Source organism: Parabacteroides johnsonii DSM 18315, assembly GCF_025151045.1.
GTDB lineage: Bacteria > Bacteroidota > Bacteroidia > Bacteroidales > Tannerellaceae > Parabacteroides > Parabacteroides johnsonii.
In genome coordinates this window covers 139,476-153,941 of sequence record NZ_CP102285.1, presented here as the reverse complement: position 1 = coordinate 153,941, position 14,466 = coordinate 139,476, and the positions used below count along the sequence as shown (strand labels likewise).

Annotated in this window: 15 protein-coding genes; 5 read left to right on the top strand and 10 right to left on the bottom strand. The window is 46.2% G+C overall.

All coding sequences use genetic code 11. The annotated features are described in order from the left end of the window. Positions 1-2 precede the first annotated feature (2 nt). From NQ564_RS00735 to NQ564_RS00690, 10 genes are all read right to left on the bottom strand, one after another. Positions 3-956 carry an aldo/keto reductase gene (locus NQ564_RS00735; RefSeq protein ID WP_008152114.1) on the bottom strand — a complete coding sequence of 318 codons (954 nt, stop codon included), beginning with the start codon at positions 954-956 and terminating at the stop codon, positions 3-5. Between the two features lie 372 nt (positions 957-1,328). Further along, positions 1,329-2,120: an SDR family oxidoreductase gene (locus NQ564_RS00730; protein ID WP_008152117.1), complete on the bottom strand. Its 792-nt coding sequence runs from the start codon at positions 2,118-2,120 to the stop codon at positions 1,329-1,331. A gap of 129 nt (positions 2,121-2,249) precedes the next feature. Next, positions 2,250-3,155 carry a helix-turn-helix domain-containing protein gene (locus NQ564_RS00725; RefSeq protein ID WP_008152118.1) on the bottom strand — a complete coding sequence of 302 codons (906 nt, stop codon included), beginning with the start codon at positions 3,153-3,155 and terminating at the stop codon, positions 2,250-2,252. Positions 3,156-3,409: 254 nt separating this feature from the next. Beyond that, positions 3,410-4,873, bottom strand: a complete 1,464-nt coding sequence (locus NQ564_RS00720; protein WP_008152121.1) for an OmpA family protein — start codon at positions 4,871-4,873, stop codon at positions 3,410-3,412. Between the two features lie 54 nt (positions 4,874-4,927). Then, positions 4,928-6,385, bottom strand: coding sequence for a MobV family relaxase (mobV, locus tag NQ564_RS00715; protein WP_008152123.1), 1,458 nt, complete (start codon positions 6,383-6,385; stop codon positions 4,928-4,930). Positions 6,386-6,603: 218 nt separating this feature from the next. Further along, positions 6,604-7,446, bottom strand: coding sequence for a MarR family transcriptional regulator (locus NQ564_RS00710; RefSeq protein ID WP_129649692.1), 843 nt, complete (start codon positions 7,444-7,446; stop codon positions 6,604-6,606). 61 nt (positions 7,447-7,507) lie between these two features. Continuing rightward, the gene (locus NQ564_RS00705; protein ID WP_008152126.1) at positions 7,508-8,029 is read right to left on the bottom strand and encodes a hypothetical protein; all 522 of its coding nucleotides are present in this window, start codon (positions 8,027-8,029) and stop codon (positions 7,508-7,510) included. Further along, entirely contained in the window at positions 8,026-8,421 is a 396-nt protein-coding gene (locus tag NQ564_RS00700; RefSeq protein WP_008152128.1) for a hypothetical protein, read from the bottom strand. The genes NQ564_RS00705 and NQ564_RS00700 overlap by 4 nt, the downstream gene beginning before the upstream one ends. Before the next feature lie 57 nt (positions 8,422-8,478). After that, positions 8,479-8,931: a hypothetical protein gene (locus NQ564_RS00695; RefSeq protein ID WP_008152131.1), complete on the bottom strand. Its 453-nt coding sequence runs from the start codon at positions 8,929-8,931 to the stop codon at positions 8,479-8,481. Between the two features lie 20 nt (positions 8,932-8,951). Next, positions 8,952-9,998, bottom strand: coding sequence for a hypothetical protein (locus NQ564_RS00690; RefSeq protein WP_008152132.1), 1,047 nt, complete (start codon positions 9,996-9,998; stop codon positions 8,952-8,954). A gap of 235 nt (positions 9,999-10,233) precedes the next feature. Here NQ564_RS00690 and NQ564_RS00685 point away from each other — a divergent pair, with 235 nt between their 5' ends. From NQ564_RS00685 to NQ564_RS00665, 5 genes are all read left to right on the top strand, one after another. Further along, entirely contained in the window at positions 10,234-10,884 is a 651-nt protein-coding gene (locus NQ564_RS00685) for a recombinase family protein (RefSeq protein WP_008152134.1), read from the top strand. A gap of 344 nt (positions 10,885-11,228) precedes the next feature. After that, a complete protein-coding gene (locus NQ564_RS00680) occupies positions 11,229-11,885 on the top strand; it encodes a ParA family protein (protein ID WP_008152135.1) in 657 nt (218 codons plus the stop codon). Between the two features lie 5 nt (positions 11,886-11,890). Further along, positions 11,891-12,259 carry a hypothetical protein gene (locus tag NQ564_RS00675; protein WP_008152136.1) on the top strand — a complete coding sequence of 123 codons (369 nt, stop codon included), beginning with the start codon at positions 11,891-11,893 and terminating at the stop codon, positions 12,257-12,259. 235 nt (positions 12,260-12,494) lie between these two features. Further along, complete coding sequence (locus NQ564_RS00670) at positions 12,495-14,009, top strand: Y-family DNA polymerase (protein ID WP_008152137.1); 1,515 nt, start codon at positions 12,495-12,497, stop codon at positions 14,007-14,009. Next, on the top strand, positions 14,006-14,422 hold the full coding sequence (locus NQ564_RS00665) for a hypothetical protein (RefSeq protein ID WP_008152138.1): 417 nt from the start codon (positions 14,006-14,008) through the stop codon (positions 14,420-14,422). The genes NQ564_RS00670 and NQ564_RS00665 overlap by 4 nt, the downstream gene beginning before the upstream one ends. Positions 14,423-14,466 lie beyond the last annotated feature (44 nt).

The following is a 14,466-nucleotide window of genomic DNA, read 5'->3' as shown; positions in this document are numbered from 1 at the left end:
TTTCAGCACATGGAATGTTCCCATGAACCTTTTGTATTTACGTCCATCTCTCTTGAGGTTGAATCCAGCAGAGAAAGCTCATCTTCCGCCAAATTCAGCTTGGCGGCTTTTACCGCATCTTCCACATGGTGCATCTTGGTTACTCCTATAATGGGTAAAGTATGTTTGGCGATGGCCCACGCGATGGCGACTTGTGATACGGACGCCTCATGACGCAGGGCTGTTTCACGTAGGACGGAAAGCAGTTTCTCTATCCGTGGAAGTTGGCTGTTATAGGTCTCGCCGCGAGAAGTGTTTTGCGGCATAAGGTGCTGCGCGTCATACTTTCCGGAGAGCGCACCCTGTTCCAATACCATGTAGGCGAAGAATGTCATGCCATACCGATTGCAATAATCGATAATCCCCGCATCTTCCGAGGAGCGATAAATGAGGCTGTAATGGTTCTGTACGGCTGAAATATGGAATCCTTCGGCAGAAAGTATCTCTTCTGCGCGTTTCAGTTCCGCGAGGTTATGGTTCGATACCCCGACACGCTTTACTTTCCCTTTTTTCAGCAAGGGAATGAGGCCGGGAGTCCAACGTTCCACATCGGCGGGGTTATGAATCCAGTAGATGTCCACATAATCTGTCTCAAAACGTTTCAGACTGGCATCCAGCATTTCTTCCACAGCACCCGGAGAGTCCGGTGCAATTTGAGGAGTGAATTTGGTGGATATGGCCACCTGCTCGCGCGGACATTGCTTCACGAAACTTGCGAGTATGCTTTCCGAAGACCCCATACCATAGACGGTTGCCGTGTCCCAAAGGTTGAGTCCGTTCTTCATGGCCGTATCGAATACTGGCTTCAAATCTTTTGCGGAAAGGTTATTTCCGAATACTTGGTCGCCTCCGGCGGCTCCTGTTCCCCACGACCACGTGCCGAGGGCGATTTTGGGATAATTTTCCTTGTTTGCCATAACTTTGTTGATTTGATTTATTTTCTGTGGCAAAGTTAAGGCTGTTAAATAAGAATAATGTTAGTTTACGGCTCATTTATTGTTAGCAAACGGCTCAATATTGATAAATACCCGAAAAATTGTGAAGGTATATAAGACTTTAATCAAATCGTTACGATAAAATAAATTATCCAATAAAACCTCACACCTTAAAATATATATCGAGAAAGCCTCCCCGCTGTGAAGCGAAGAGGCTTTTTCGATTATACACAAATATTTATACTTACAATGTGATAATAATTTAACGCAAACAATCCAACTTTCTATTTTGCACCGTAATTATAATAAAAGCTAAGTGGGCAAAAAAACTCTTAGCTTTTATTTTATGGTGCATTATTCGAACAGTATCTTTGAAAAGTATTTTTTAAACTTTTCAGTTCCCATTCCAAGATATTGCTCATACAGTTTCCGACAAACGCTGTCGGTGGGATAACGCAGACGGTCTTCTTCATCAGTCGCAGCCTGCCAAACGACACCGGCAGCTTCCTCCGGTAAAGGAAATTCAGAATTGCCGTCCAGCAACCATGCTCTTTGTCTGGCTGATGCCTTTTCATATCCAGTCACGTCGTTAAGCGGAGTTTGAAAATTCGTTTTTGTGCCGCCCGGAATCATCGACTTGACCGCAACACCGAAAGGTTTCATTTCATACCAAAGGGATTCCATCATTCCTTCCTGTGCCCGTTTAGCTGCCCCATAAACAGCATCTCGTGGAAATGCGATGGTTCCGGCAAGTGATGTCGTAGTGAGAATGACACCGCTGCGACGCTGTTTGAAATGAGGAATAAATTGTTGTGTGACAAGCATAGCTCCGATAACATCCGTATCAAAAAGTTTCCGAATTTCCTCCTCCGGTATCCGTTCGAGCGGAGCCATGATACCGTATCCGGCGTTATTAAACAACACATCCACGTCATATTTTTCCAATGCTTCCCGACTGGTTTCTTTAATCTGCCGAGAATCGGTCAGGTCAAGCGGCATGACAACGACATTCGGTAACACCGCCAGTTCCTTCCCCTTTTCCGGATTACGCATCGTTGCTATAACCCGCCAGCCTTTGGCTGAAAATAACTCTGTCGTTGCCTTTCCGATGCCAGAAGATGCACCGGTAATAAATATTGTCTTCATAATAAATGCAGTTTGAAAAATGAAACATTTCTTTTACCAGTACAAAAGTAAGGAGAGCAGACAGACAAAAACTTATGCAGGACAAACAATAGTTGTTTGAATCAAACAATTTGTTTGCGCCAGCTGCATTTACCCAGCTTTCATACGCAAATCGGAAGGTGACGTACCGGTATGTTTCTTCACATAATTGCTGAATGAAGATACCTCGTTGAAACCCAATGCCCAGCCGATTTCACTTATCGAGCAAGGGCTATGTTGTAACAAAGCCACTGCTTCTTGCACAATACGACGATTGATTAAGTCCGAGGTAGTATGTCCAGTAACAGCCTTTACAACACGGTTCAGATGATTGACATGAATGGACAGACGTTCTGCATAATCGGTGGCAGAACGCAGCCGTAAAGGATTTGCGGGAAACTCCACTGGAAATTGATGGTCGAGAAGAACAAGGAATAACTCGACGGTACGTTGTGCTGCGTTTTTATGGGAAACATAATGATTTCCTTTTTCCAACATCATTGCTTTGTGAACAAGAAGATGAAGGTAACAGCGCAATACGTCAAATTTTTGTGGATAATCCGATGCTGTCTCACGACGTATTTGTCGCCCTATTTCCTGTATTTCGTCCAGTGTATCGTTATCCAGAAAATAAATACGGTCTTTTGACGAACAGAACAAAGGTGAATCGGCAAGTGTCCCCATCTGTTCGGAAACCTGTATAAACTCCTCGTTGAAAATACAAAACCAGCCTCGCTTTCCAGAGTCTGCCAACGCTTCCCAAGCATAAGGAACGGCAGGAGTGGCGAACATGAGAGCCGGGCGATCCACCATAATCCATTTGTCCGCATAATAAAGTTTACCTGTTTCCAGTAGCAAGGTTACTTTATAAAATCCCCGATAACCAAATATGGCTTGGTTGATATGGCAATGTCCCTCCTGCAAAGAAAAATATGGTTTCCCTTTCGTTACTCCGGCAGCTTCCGAGTAATTATATTGTCCTATTCGTTTATAAAAGTCTATAATGTTTTCTATCATATATATTTCTCTTAATACCTTAAAAAGACTTACTGCTACAAAATTATAAATTTCTCCCGAAGATTCACTAAATTATTTATAATGTGAAAGTTGGGGAACATATTTATATGATACCGATTCGTGGATCGAACTGATGAATAAAGAACAAACATTGCAAAACATCCAAACTATCGCTATTTGCCCAAAAGAGCCGATCCTCGCGGACAGGCTCTCTCCAAATGAAAAAAATTGTGTATTATTACGAACAAAAAGTTCTATTTGAAATAAAGCATTATTTTGGTATGCCTATTGGCTTTTTCCGGAGAGTAATCGGAAATACCGCCCATCGCATTTTTGGTGATGTTCTCTGCCGGTAATCCTCGTTTATTCAGTTCCGTTGCGATATAATCGGCTCTCAAAGCGCTCAACGTATCGTTTATGTCAACTGTACCGGTCGCACTGTCAGCTGCCCCTATTACGGCCACGGATAACCCGTATTTCTTCGCTACTCGTGCCAGTTCGTCCAGATTGATTAACTGGGAAACGTCTGTCAACCGGGCTGTACCGAGTTCAAAGAAGAAATATATCGGAGAACCGATACATTCATTTCCGGACTGCATAAGAGCGATATACTCCGTGGAAGTGCTATCGGCAGGATTGACGTACTTCCCTTTTCCAGAATCGGGTACACTGTCCTGAACACTCTTTGGTATGTCCTGTGCGGCCAAGGCTTGTGTATTCCCGTTTGACGGCTGTCCGTCAAAAACAGACTTGCCATCCCAACGCCGGTTCTTCAACCTTGCCCGAAGAGAGTTCAATCCACTGTAATTATTCACAGGATAACCGTCGTTGTTCAGGCTGTCATCATCAAAGAGGTGTGCATAGGTATCGAGCAATCCCTCTACCTCCAATATCTTCTTCAATTCGACAAGAGCCCGGCGGTCTTTGTCATGTCGGCCGGCATAGCGTCTGTTCTCTTCCGATAGCACATTGACATAATCGACAAGCCATTCATCACGACGGATATAAGGGCTTACGTCGATAGCCCGTTTCCATCCTACCTTTCCGATATTGAAAGAAAATCCGGCTGTAAGCGACAGCATGTGATCGCCGAAGCGGTTGGGTTTGCCATATCCGTCGAAGTCTTGAAATGTAGTCATGCCGGAGAGTTCCACAAGAGCACTGACCCGCTTGGAGATACGATACTGTCCTTGCACGCCATAAGAGATAGCAAACGGATTATGCCCGTTATCGGCGTTATGAACCAGTCCGACACCGGCGAAAGGCGCAAGCGTCCAACGGACTTGCTCTTGCCTCGTGTAACTGCGTCCGAGAACATTCCACAATAAATCGGCATGAACGTAATGGTACTCTTGTGTGGACAGTGTTCCGTCTTTGAATTGCAAGCCGTTGTAATTGATGCGTGCCCCGACAGTCGGTGAGAACCATTTACCGACAGCGAAGCTGTACGAAGGTTTCAACCGTCCGAAAAGATCCTCGCAGCCGAGCGGAGTACCGAGGAAAGCGGTTGCACCGCCGGCCATGCTGACAAACCAGTTGCCACTTCGGAAAATCGGCATAACCACTCCGTCAAGATAAACGGGCTGTATCGGTTGAAGCAATTCCGTTTTATTATAAAGAGGTACGCTGTGTACAGTATCCCTATCCGAAGGTTGTACATTCGCTTGTGCCTGCAACGAGCATAGCACCGCGAAAATAAAAATGATATTTTTCGTCATACTCTAATGATTTTACATGTTGTTTGTTTCTAATTCTTATAGCGCATTTGCCAGTTAGCGCTTCGTCTTCTTGCCGATGACCGGGCGCATCATACAGCACGCCATTCGCATACAACGGAGCGCCCATGCCCGGTTGTCCTCGTCTTCGTCCCGTCCCCATTTGAGGTCGTTTCCACCCCCTCCGCCGCCGTGTGTTTCGGCAAAAGTCGTGGCATCATCGATCATACCGAGAAACAATAACGTAGCGCAGTGCATGACTTCCGTGCCACGTTCGGCTACGGATTGTACGAGAGTGCCGCTGAACAGTCGCTGTTGCGGAAGTTCCAGTCGTGCCGATATATTCCGGTGTTCATTGACCATTTCTTCCAGCATGGCATCTTTAAGCAAACTATCCACTTTGGAATGGACATCGCGGGAGTATTTATAGGCTTCCTCTTTCAGTTCCTCGGTACGTTCCTGAACGGCATTCATGTTCTCTTTCAGATCGGAAAGCCGCTTGTCGGCTACCTGCAACTTTTCTTGTTTGTCTGCCAGTTTCGACTGGATAGAAGACAGCTCCTTTTCAAGTTTTTCTTTCCGGGCTGAAAGGGCAATGGCGTCTCCCTTTTGAGCGTTCAAATCACCTTCGAGTGCCGACAGCTGTGCTTCTTTTTCGGCCATCTCTTGTTTTAAGTTCTCGACCATAGAGGTCAGACCCTTAACCCTGCGTTCTGCCAGTCGAATATCCGAATGGAGAGCCGACAATACTTCCTGATGACGGTCTATGCGTTCCTCCATAGTCGTACATTCTTCCGACAGCATACGGCGATACTCTTCGGTTGTTCTGTGCCGCGCTCCGGTTTCGGCGATACTTCTTCCTCTCGACATCCCCCACTTCGAATTGACCTCGGTAAAGAAGTCGGTATGCAACTGTTTCATTCTGGCACTGTACTCGAACTTGTCTTTTCCTGCGAAGATTTCCTTGTATGCAAAGCGTCCGTCTTTTATCGGCAGAAGCGTGCAATGTACGTGTGGGTTCAACTCGTCGAGATGTACAATGAAAGCGGCTATGTTCTGTTCACCGTATTTGTCACATACGAACGAATAGACATCTTTCGCCCAGTCTTCGATTTCAGGTTTACGGACGATACGGGAATTGTCCGCCCCCTTCTCGAAGTCCACAGGCTGTTTGCCGAAAGCGAGTTCGTGCATCCGTTGTCGGGAACCGCCGAAAATGATATTGACCACCGTGCGATATTTCGGTTCCGCCAGTCCTTCGTTGGGATCTTTGATACCTCTCCGGTTCAGTATGTCGGCCATCCGCTGCGGAATGCTGCGGCTCGTATCAATGGGGCGCACTTTCCTTCCGGGCGCAATTTCGAAGTTCAGTCCTTTGCGTGTGGGATCGTAATTGCCCTTACTCATGGCATACTTCTCGGCCTGTTCGCTGCGCCTGCGCTGATGTTCGTTGCTCTGTGCCGTGGTGATGCCTTTGGATACCTGCACATCAAGCACTTGTTTCGCATTTACCATATCGTTTTTTCGTTACTTTGGATAATCCCCCCGTGTCCCAGCTTGCTGCTTGTTTGGACACCCATCCCACCGACGTCAGGCAGGTGGGGTATTAGGCTCCCCACTCCCTTTGTTCCGTGGCAGACGGGCAAGCCCGTTTGCCATCTAAAAATGGCAGGGTGCTCGTACTTTAGAGCGGGGCGGATTGTCCGGATTATACATTCGATTTCCGCCCCGGTTTAATTCGCAGCTTCCTGCGCCCTTGCCACAAGGGATAAAAAGGGTTTGCGAAGCGATTTGAGCGGGTATTCTTCTTCATCCATATCAACGGTCGATTCAGGATTCAAAATCAGTTCTACAAGTTCTTTCGAGGTCTCGATGAATCCTGCCCAGTCCCCACCAAGGTCGAGGCGGAAGAAATCGAGAATATCCAAACAATCATCGAACCTCGACTTGCGAAGCACGCGCTGCATGGCTGCCAATGCGATATTCTCCAATGCCGTCGTGCGAATATCCACCAGCCCCTTCTCATCGTGTCTGGCAGACATGCTAAGATTAACGTGCATGTCATCGGGCGGGTAAATATCTTGTAAGCCTATATCGGCTAAAGCTCGGCGAACCAACTGTCCACACGCCTTGCCGGTGTCTTCGGCGCTTGCTTTGCCAGTTATCCAATCGGACAACGCCTCACGTAATTGCATGGCAAGGTCTGTCTGATTTTGTACATCGTTATCTTTCGAAGAGTGGGCGGTCTGCAAGGACATGGTGATAATGACACTCTTTGTCAACCGGATTCTTTCCAACTGGCCGAGCGATTCCAGCGTGTCCAAAAAGGAGCGGACAGTGGCCCGATGCCAGTGCCATTCCGCAGCAAGGTCGGAAATCGTTACATGGCATTGGCAGGATTGAAGTTCGTAATCCTGTTTTCTTAAAAAGGGAGAAACGAAACCTGCCAGTGCTTTGTCCAACAAATCGCAATAGGCTTCCGTTCTCGTTTTCCGTTCGCCGACTTTCTCTTTGAGGTAGTCGAACACCTCTACATTCGCCAATATGGTGGCGGACATTTCATTTCTATTTTTCATTTTCATTCCCTTTTGTTTGATTATATATTGTGCGGATTTGTCAAGGCTGCCACTATCCGCATTATCGCGGCAACCCGGCGTGATGATTATCGGAATAACTGTTGGCAGATGTTTCGGCATGTTTTGTCCGGCCAACTCCTTCGTTTCCATCTTCCGGTTCGGACAAACTCTTCGAAGAAGGATAGAACAATGCCGCCAATAGAATAAAAGCAATGGTAACGGCCATCGTGTACAGATGCGGAACGAAACCGATGACCACTGCCACAAGTGCGTAAACGGCAAATGCCCGTGGTCGGTCAAGCAAATACCGCAACCATTTGTCCACTCGTTTGGAAGAGAACATAACGGCACATACTATGGTGGAAAGCACGACACCGAACTCGCCGATGTGTCCATTCGTAAAGACATAATGAAACAGGAGCAGCAGGACGAGCACTATTTGTGTGTAAAGCCTGCGGGCTTTGGCGCTTCGAACCATCGCAACGTGGAACTTTGCCATGAAACGATGTCTGCTTTTGTACAATACCAGCGGCAATGCAACCGGCAACATAAGAAAGAGGAATTGCAATATAATCCAAGTCATAGGTAATAGGGTTTTGAGGGTATGTAAACAGGACGTACCACGAGCTCCAACCGGACAACGCCGTAGGTGGCCAGCCGGATAATGTTCTCGGCATCTTCAGCCGTGAGATAGGCGCCGCCCTTTTTCATGCGGGATTTGAATGATCCGTTTTGTTTGCGGTAAGCTGCCAATGCCTTGTCCAGTTCATATTCGGGAATCGTCCATGACATACCTTTTTCGTATGTCCCATGCGCTTTGAATACTCGCAGGGCCAGTGTACGGGACACGAGGTAGTCGGTTCGGGTATTTCTCGAAATGACATGCTCCTTGTAGAGATTGCTGTCGGCAACCTCTATCCATGTCCGGTATGCGTCGATGCAGAAAATAAGCTGTCGGTATATCGTATTTCGCATAGTGCAAGGGGTTTCACATTTTATTGCAATGCTTCGTGTTCATTTGAGCGGGATTTATCACATGAAATCCATCAGCACGTCTTCCTGTTCTTTCTTGTATTTGAAATGCCCGCTTTCGGAGTGCAGTTTCAAATCGAGACACAAGTCGCCGTACATCAGTTCCAGCGAGTCGTAAATGGTCGCAACGATATGTTTGACTTTGCCGTCGGTATCCGTTTTCGCATTCATTTTGAACATCTGTCCGAAAGCGGGATTGGAATAAGCACATGTGCTGTGTCCGAAATTTCCCATTCCCGCCGGAATGTGGTGATAGAGGGTGATCAGTTCCATATCATCTTCGAACATATCCATTACCTCTTCCAAGTCATACGGGTCCCGTAACGGAAACGTGAGCAGGACATAATCGCCATAGAATTGCGGCTCTTCCATCGTTGTCACATCGAGCAACTGCGGCAGTTGCAGGGGAACGAGTGACATGAAATCGTCTAAAAAATGTCGTAGCATAATCATATTGTGTATTGTTATTGACTTTACATTGAAGCGATAAATATTTCCATGAGCATTCCCGGCAGCTCCGGCAGCCGGTTGCTGTCCGATTGCAGAACCTGATGCAACGTTTCGAACGCACGGGGCGTTTCCTCCGCAATTTCGTCAAGTGCCGCCTTGTCTTCGGGCGAAAGCAACATCATACAGAAATCGTCCAGCAAGACGTAGGGTTGCAAAATCATCCAGATATAGGCATGTGCCTGCTGGGGGGACTTGACCATTCCCCGGCGTATGTCATCGAGACAGGTTCGTACATTTTGTATCAGCCGACGGTTCGTCCGCATAGCCATACAGGTTGTAGCCTCTTTATAGGTAATTTCCTTTCGCTGGGCAGCGAGGAATATCTCGGAACAGCACTTTTCCGTATCACGGGTAATGTCGGACACATTTGCCTGCCCTAAATCGTGCAGGCCGACAAGAAAAGCACGGTAAACGGCATCTTCCTTTTCGATAAATTCCATCAGGTCTTTACGGCTATGTATGCCGTTAGTCAGGGTTTCCGAGAGCAGCGTATGGTATGCCGAACGGACTTGAATGCTGTTACCCCGGCAGGCCGGGCGTTTATCCAAAGCGGCAAAGAACGGGCGAATCTCCTCTGCCGAACGGCGCAGTTCTTCATCTCCGGCATAAGGAGAAAACTGTTCTTTCAGAGCGAGTACCTCTTTGTAAGTACGCGGTCTCGACAAAACAAGCCGAGAGAACTCCGCACGTATGGAATCATGCAACAAGGCACATTTTTCATGTGTACCGGTATGCAAGGTCGTGTCTTTCCGGATATGGGTGAACACAGAATCTCTGATTGTCCGCCAAACCATGAGCTGTGCCGCCAAGTCTCCGAAAGGAAGCTCGTCCGGCTTTCGTATTTCGGACAGGTACTCCCTATATACACCGGCAGGATCATATTCGGTTTCAGACAGTCGTTTGCCATTCCATCCGTCACAAGATGTAAGTATGATAACGGCCATTGAAACGGCAGATATTCCGGCAGTCAATGCCTTGCTTTTTAAGTATGATTTTTTATCTCCAATCATGCGAATTTATTTCAAACGCCGCAAATCTAATCATTATTTTTAGGACATATACAGTGAAAAATCATATTTTAGGCAAATTTTAATATCATACTTTGAAATATGATTTTGCAATGAAAATAAAAGCAACAAAAAGAAAATATGGAGTATGATTTTATAAAGTTTTCACGCAAAGTATGATTCTTGTTCAAATAAAACTTGTACTTTTGCGATTGTTATATAAATAGCATACAACGGTATGGCAAAAGTCGGTTATATATTTAAGGCAAATCATTACGACACTTTCGAATCAGACAAGGAGTGGATGCGCCAGTATGGTTGTGTACAGATAGTGGAAGAACCGGTCGAGCACGAAACGCTTCGGCCGCAGTGGAAACAACTCATAGCAACCCTTGGAAGGGGTGATGAAATTGTCGTGTCAAAATTCAGCAATGCCATGCGTGGAGTTCGCGAGCTTGTGTCATTTATCGAATTTTGCCGAATAAAGGTGATACGCATTATATCTCTTCACGACAAGATAGATTCACGGGGAGATATGTTTCCCGAAACGACGGCTGCCAATGTACTGGAAATGTTCGGGGCGTTTCCGGAAGAGACGGCTGCATTGCGTAAGGCTTCCGCTCATGTCATGCGTTTACAACAAAATATCAGACCCCCGATGAAGAAAATGAAAGCCATTCCCAAAGACGACCGGAAAAATCGGGAAAGCAGTATCGTGGATATGTACAATAACGGCTATTCGATTGACGACATCTGGGCTGTCAGCGGGTTCTCAAGCCGGAGTTCGGTTTTCCGTGTACTCAACAAAAATAACGTGAAACTTAATCGCGGGAAATTCAGCGGCCCTCTGGGAAAAAGGAAAAAGAAAGACGACTCTGCGGAAGAATAGTCACAAAAAGAGAAGTTGCGCCTTATTGACTGAAAACAGCTCCGCAGCAGGCAACAAGACTGATACAGGCTCATATCTTGGACGGCAAGCGCCATTACTTAATTATATAGTTATATAACATACACCCAAGTTGTCGATGTTGCTCTAACATCACTTCAAATCCCATATAAAACCATATATAGCACTGATTTCCAAAGCTATTATATGTTTATTTAATTATGTAATTATGTAATTATATAATTATATAAGATATTAAATATATAATTATATATGAAAATTGTTGGTATATCAAGTAAAAGACATTATATTTGCGTTAGAAACAACAACCTATAAAGCAGTAAGCGATGAAGAATAAAATTATCATATTCAGCAATATTAAAGGAGGTGTCGGGAAAACCACGCTCTGTGCCCTGTTTGCAAGTTACCTTGCAGAGAAAGGTTGTCCCGTCATAGCCATCGACGCCGACCTGCAAGCGTCGTTATATCGTCACCGACAACGGGAGAAGGACGTTGCTCCCGAAGCTCAAATTCCGTGGAATGTGGAGTTGCTGGACACGTCGGACAGAGGCCATCTTGAACGTGTCATGGGCAAACTGAAAAGTGTTCCGGGGATTGTCCTGATAGACTGCCCCGGTAATTTGAATGACCGCAATCTCGAATACATCTACAAATCGGCTGACGTAGCGATTATCCCCATATCGTTTGACGCGGATACCGTCGATGCAACGGGTATATTCGTCAAGGCACTGAAAACAGTATCTTCCGCTGACCTTGTGTTTATACCGAACCGGATCAACACCTCCGAACGGAAATCGGAAGAGCTGCGCCAAAGAACACAGACCACCGAATTTCTCGGCTTGGTAGGTACGGTCGTGCCGACAGTCAAACAAAGCGTATCCGTCAAAAGATATACTACCTTGTACCCGTTGGAGAAAAACCAACTTGCGGCAATCGAGCCGTCATTCAGTAAAATCATTGAGGAACTCCATATTAACAAATAAGAGCTATGGCAAAAAATAATCGACCCATAATAGACAATCCATTGGCAAGCATGGGACTTGACCAAATCGTTCGTAACATAACCGCTCCCGAAACCTCTGTGGAATCCGATAAAAAAGATGTGGAGAAAAACGCCGATGTACCTCAAAAGGTCGCCAGATCCCGGCGGGGCAACATGAAGGTTTTCGAGGAGAATCTTGCCAAATACACCGGCATCAACGAACAGGGCATTGCTATCTGGCTGCCCAAGGACGTCAAGAAAAATTTGGAACTTATCCGTGTCAATGCGAGTCGTAATATTCCGCTGCGGTCTTTGGCTGCGGCTATTATCATGACGTATATTTCGGAAAATAAAAACAAACTCAATGAATTATAAAACAAAGATATAAGATTATGTATTTATATAATTATTTAATTACATAAATATATAATTCAGTAATTATGTTGTTATATAAAAAAAGTATATAGAAGTATGGAAGTTATACTAATAATCGTCGTATTCTGGGTAGTGGGAAAACTCCTGAAAGGTGTGTTCGGAGGGTTCAGCAAAAGCGACTATCGACGCGATCAGTAGCAAGTTTTGTACACCGTTCCAACTGTAAACAAAGGGAATGATGATAGAAAACGGACGGACATACATCGCCATAGACCTGAAGTCGTTCTATGCTTCTGTGGAATGCGTGGAACGGGGACTTGACCCGCTCACCACGAACCTTGTCGTGGCTGACAAAAGCCGGACGGAGAAGACGATTTGTTTGGCTGTCAGTCCTTCTATGAAAGCATACGGCATACCGGGACGTGCAAGGCTGTTCGAGGTCGTACAGCGGATACGGGAAGTCAATGCACAGCGTAGAAGAGCGGCAGGCCGGCAAACAGCAACCGGAAGATCGGTGTCGGACACAGAACTCAAAGCACATCCTGAATGGACGGTAGATTATATCGTAGCACCGCCGCGCATGATGTTCTACATAGAGTACAGCACGCGCATATATCAGATATACCTGAAATATGTGGCTCCGGAAGACATTCATGTCTATTCCATCGACGAGGCATTCATGGACGTTACCTCCTATCTGCCTTCCCTCAAAATGTCGGCACATGAACTGGCGAAGAGAATCATACGCGATATATTTCGGCAGACAGGCATCACGGCCACCGCAGGGATCGGTTCGAATTTGTATTTGAGTAAGGTGGCGATGGATATTGAAGCCAAGCATATACAGGCAGACGAGGACGGGGTACGCATTGCACAGCTCGATGAAATGTCGTACCGCAGGAAACTTTGGCAACATCGTCCGTTGACGGATTTTTGGCGCGTGGGAAGCGGAATTGCCCGAAAGCTCGAACAATACGGGATATATACAATGGGTGATATTGCCAGACAGTCCGTGAAGAATGAGGAATTGTTATATTACCTGTTCGGTATAAATGCGGAACTGCTGATAGACCATGCTTGGGGCTGGGAACCCTGCACGATGGAAATGGTGAAGGCATACAAGCCCACAGTCAATTCGTTCAGTAACGGACAAGTGCTACAAGAACCATACACGGCTACCAGAGCCCGCATAGTGGTATGTGAAATGGCGGAAAGCATGGCGCTCGACCTGCTCGACAAGGGCATGGTGACAGACCAGCTTGTCTTATCCGTCGGGTATGACATCGTGAATTTGACCGACCCGTCCATCCGATCAAGATATAAAGGTGAGACAACGACCGATCATTACGGGCGGCAAGTACCCAAACATGCCCACGGTTCTATAAACCTCGACGAGCCGACTTCTTCCGCGAAACTGATAACAGATGCAGCAACACGCTTGTTTGACCGGATTGTCCAACCCGGTCTGCTGGTGCGCCGACTCAACCTCACCGTGAACCACATCGTATCAGAACAAAAGGCTGGCCAAACTTCTGTTCCGGTACAATATGACCTGTTTACGGACTATGCAGCCATTGAAAAGGAACAGAGGGAAAAAAAGGCATGGCTTAACAAGGAACGTCGGGTACAGAGTGCTGTGTTGAAAATAAAGAAACAGTTCGGTAAGAATGCGATCCTGAAAGGATTGAATTATGAAGAGGGCGCAACTGCCAAAGAACGCAACGAACAGATAGGAGGACATAAGGCATGAAAACTACATACGATGACATCATAGACTTGCCGCACCACGTATCCAAGGTACACCCGCAGATGTCCATGTACAACCGCACGGCACAGTTCGCTCCCTTTGCTGCCCTTACGGGCCATGAAGACGCTATCCGGGAGACTGCAAGACAGACAGATGAAGATAAGGAACTATCTGAAAGCGAAGCTGAAATACTGAACAGGAAACTGACTTATCTTATTCTGAAAAAGGAAGAAAAGCCGACTGTCTCCGTTACTTATTTTGTAGAGGACGGCAGAAAAAGCGGAGGCAACTATCGCACAGCTACGGGAATCATCAAAAGAATAGATACCGATAAAGGCATATTGGAAATGGCAGCCGGTCTCTCTATCCCCATCGGTTCCATCAAAGACATAGACGGGGAGTGTTTCGAGGATTGAAGATGACGAAAAAAGATTGGATATGAATTTATCATTAAAACGGA

What these genes read in the sequence shown, in the direction of transcription:
- NQ564_RS00725 (WP_008152118.1), bottom strand. Translation starts at nt 3,155, where the DNA reads ATGATAGAAAACATTATAGACTTTTATAAACGAATAGGACAATATAAT.
- NQ564_RS00680 (WP_008152135.1), top strand. Translation starts at nt 11,229, where the DNA reads ATGAAGAATAAAATTATCATATTCAGCAATATTAAAGGAGGTGTCGGG.
- NQ564_RS00700 (WP_008152128.1), bottom strand. Translation starts at nt 8,421, where the DNA reads ATGCGAAATACGATATACCGACAGCTTATTTTCTGCATCGACGCATAC.
- NQ564_RS00730 (WP_008152117.1), bottom strand. Translation starts at nt 2,120, where the DNA reads ATGAAGACAATATTTATTACCGGTGCATCTTCTGGCATCGGAAAGGCA.
- NQ564_RS00670 (WP_008152137.1), top strand. Translation starts at nt 12,495, where the DNA reads ATGATGATAGAAAACGGACGGACATACATCGCCATAGACCTGAAGTCG.
- NQ564_RS00665 (WP_008152138.1), top strand. Translation starts at nt 14,006, where the DNA reads ATGAAAACTACATACGATGACATCATAGACTTGCCGCACCACGTATCC.
- NQ564_RS00685 (WP_008152134.1), top strand. Translation starts at nt 10,234, where the DNA reads ATGGCAAAAGTCGGTTATATATTTAAGGCAAATCATTACGACACTTTC.
- NQ564_RS00705 (WP_008152126.1), bottom strand. Translation starts at nt 8,029, where the DNA reads ATGACTTGGATTATATTGCAATTCCTCTTTCTTATGTTGCCGGTTGCA.
- NQ564_RS00710 (WP_129649692.1), bottom strand. Translation starts at nt 7,446, where the DNA reads ATGAAAAATAGAAATGAAATGTCCGCCACCATATTGGCGAATGTAGAG.
- NQ564_RS00720 (WP_008152121.1), bottom strand. Translation starts at nt 4,873, where the DNA reads ATGACGAAAAATATCATTTTTATTTTCGCGGTGCTATGCTCGTTGCAG.
- NQ564_RS00690 (WP_008152132.1), bottom strand. Translation starts at nt 9,998, where the DNA reads ATGATTGGAGATAAAAAATCATACTTAAAAAGCAAGGCATTGACTGCC.
- NQ564_RS00675 (WP_008152136.1), top strand. Translation starts at nt 11,891, where the DNA reads ATGGCAAAAAATAATCGACCCATAATAGACAATCCATTGGCAAGCATG.
- NQ564_RS00695 (WP_008152131.1), bottom strand. Translation starts at nt 8,931, where the DNA reads ATGATTATGCTACGACATTTTTTAGACGATTTCATGTCACTCGTTCCC.
- mobV (WP_008152123.1), bottom strand. Translation starts at nt 6,385, where the DNA reads ATGGTAAATGCGAAACAAGTGCTTGATGTGCAGGTATCCAAAGGCATC.
- NQ564_RS00735 (WP_008152114.1), bottom strand. Translation starts at nt 956, where the DNA reads ATGGCAAACAAGGAAAATTATCCCAAAATCGCCCTCGGCACGTGGTCG.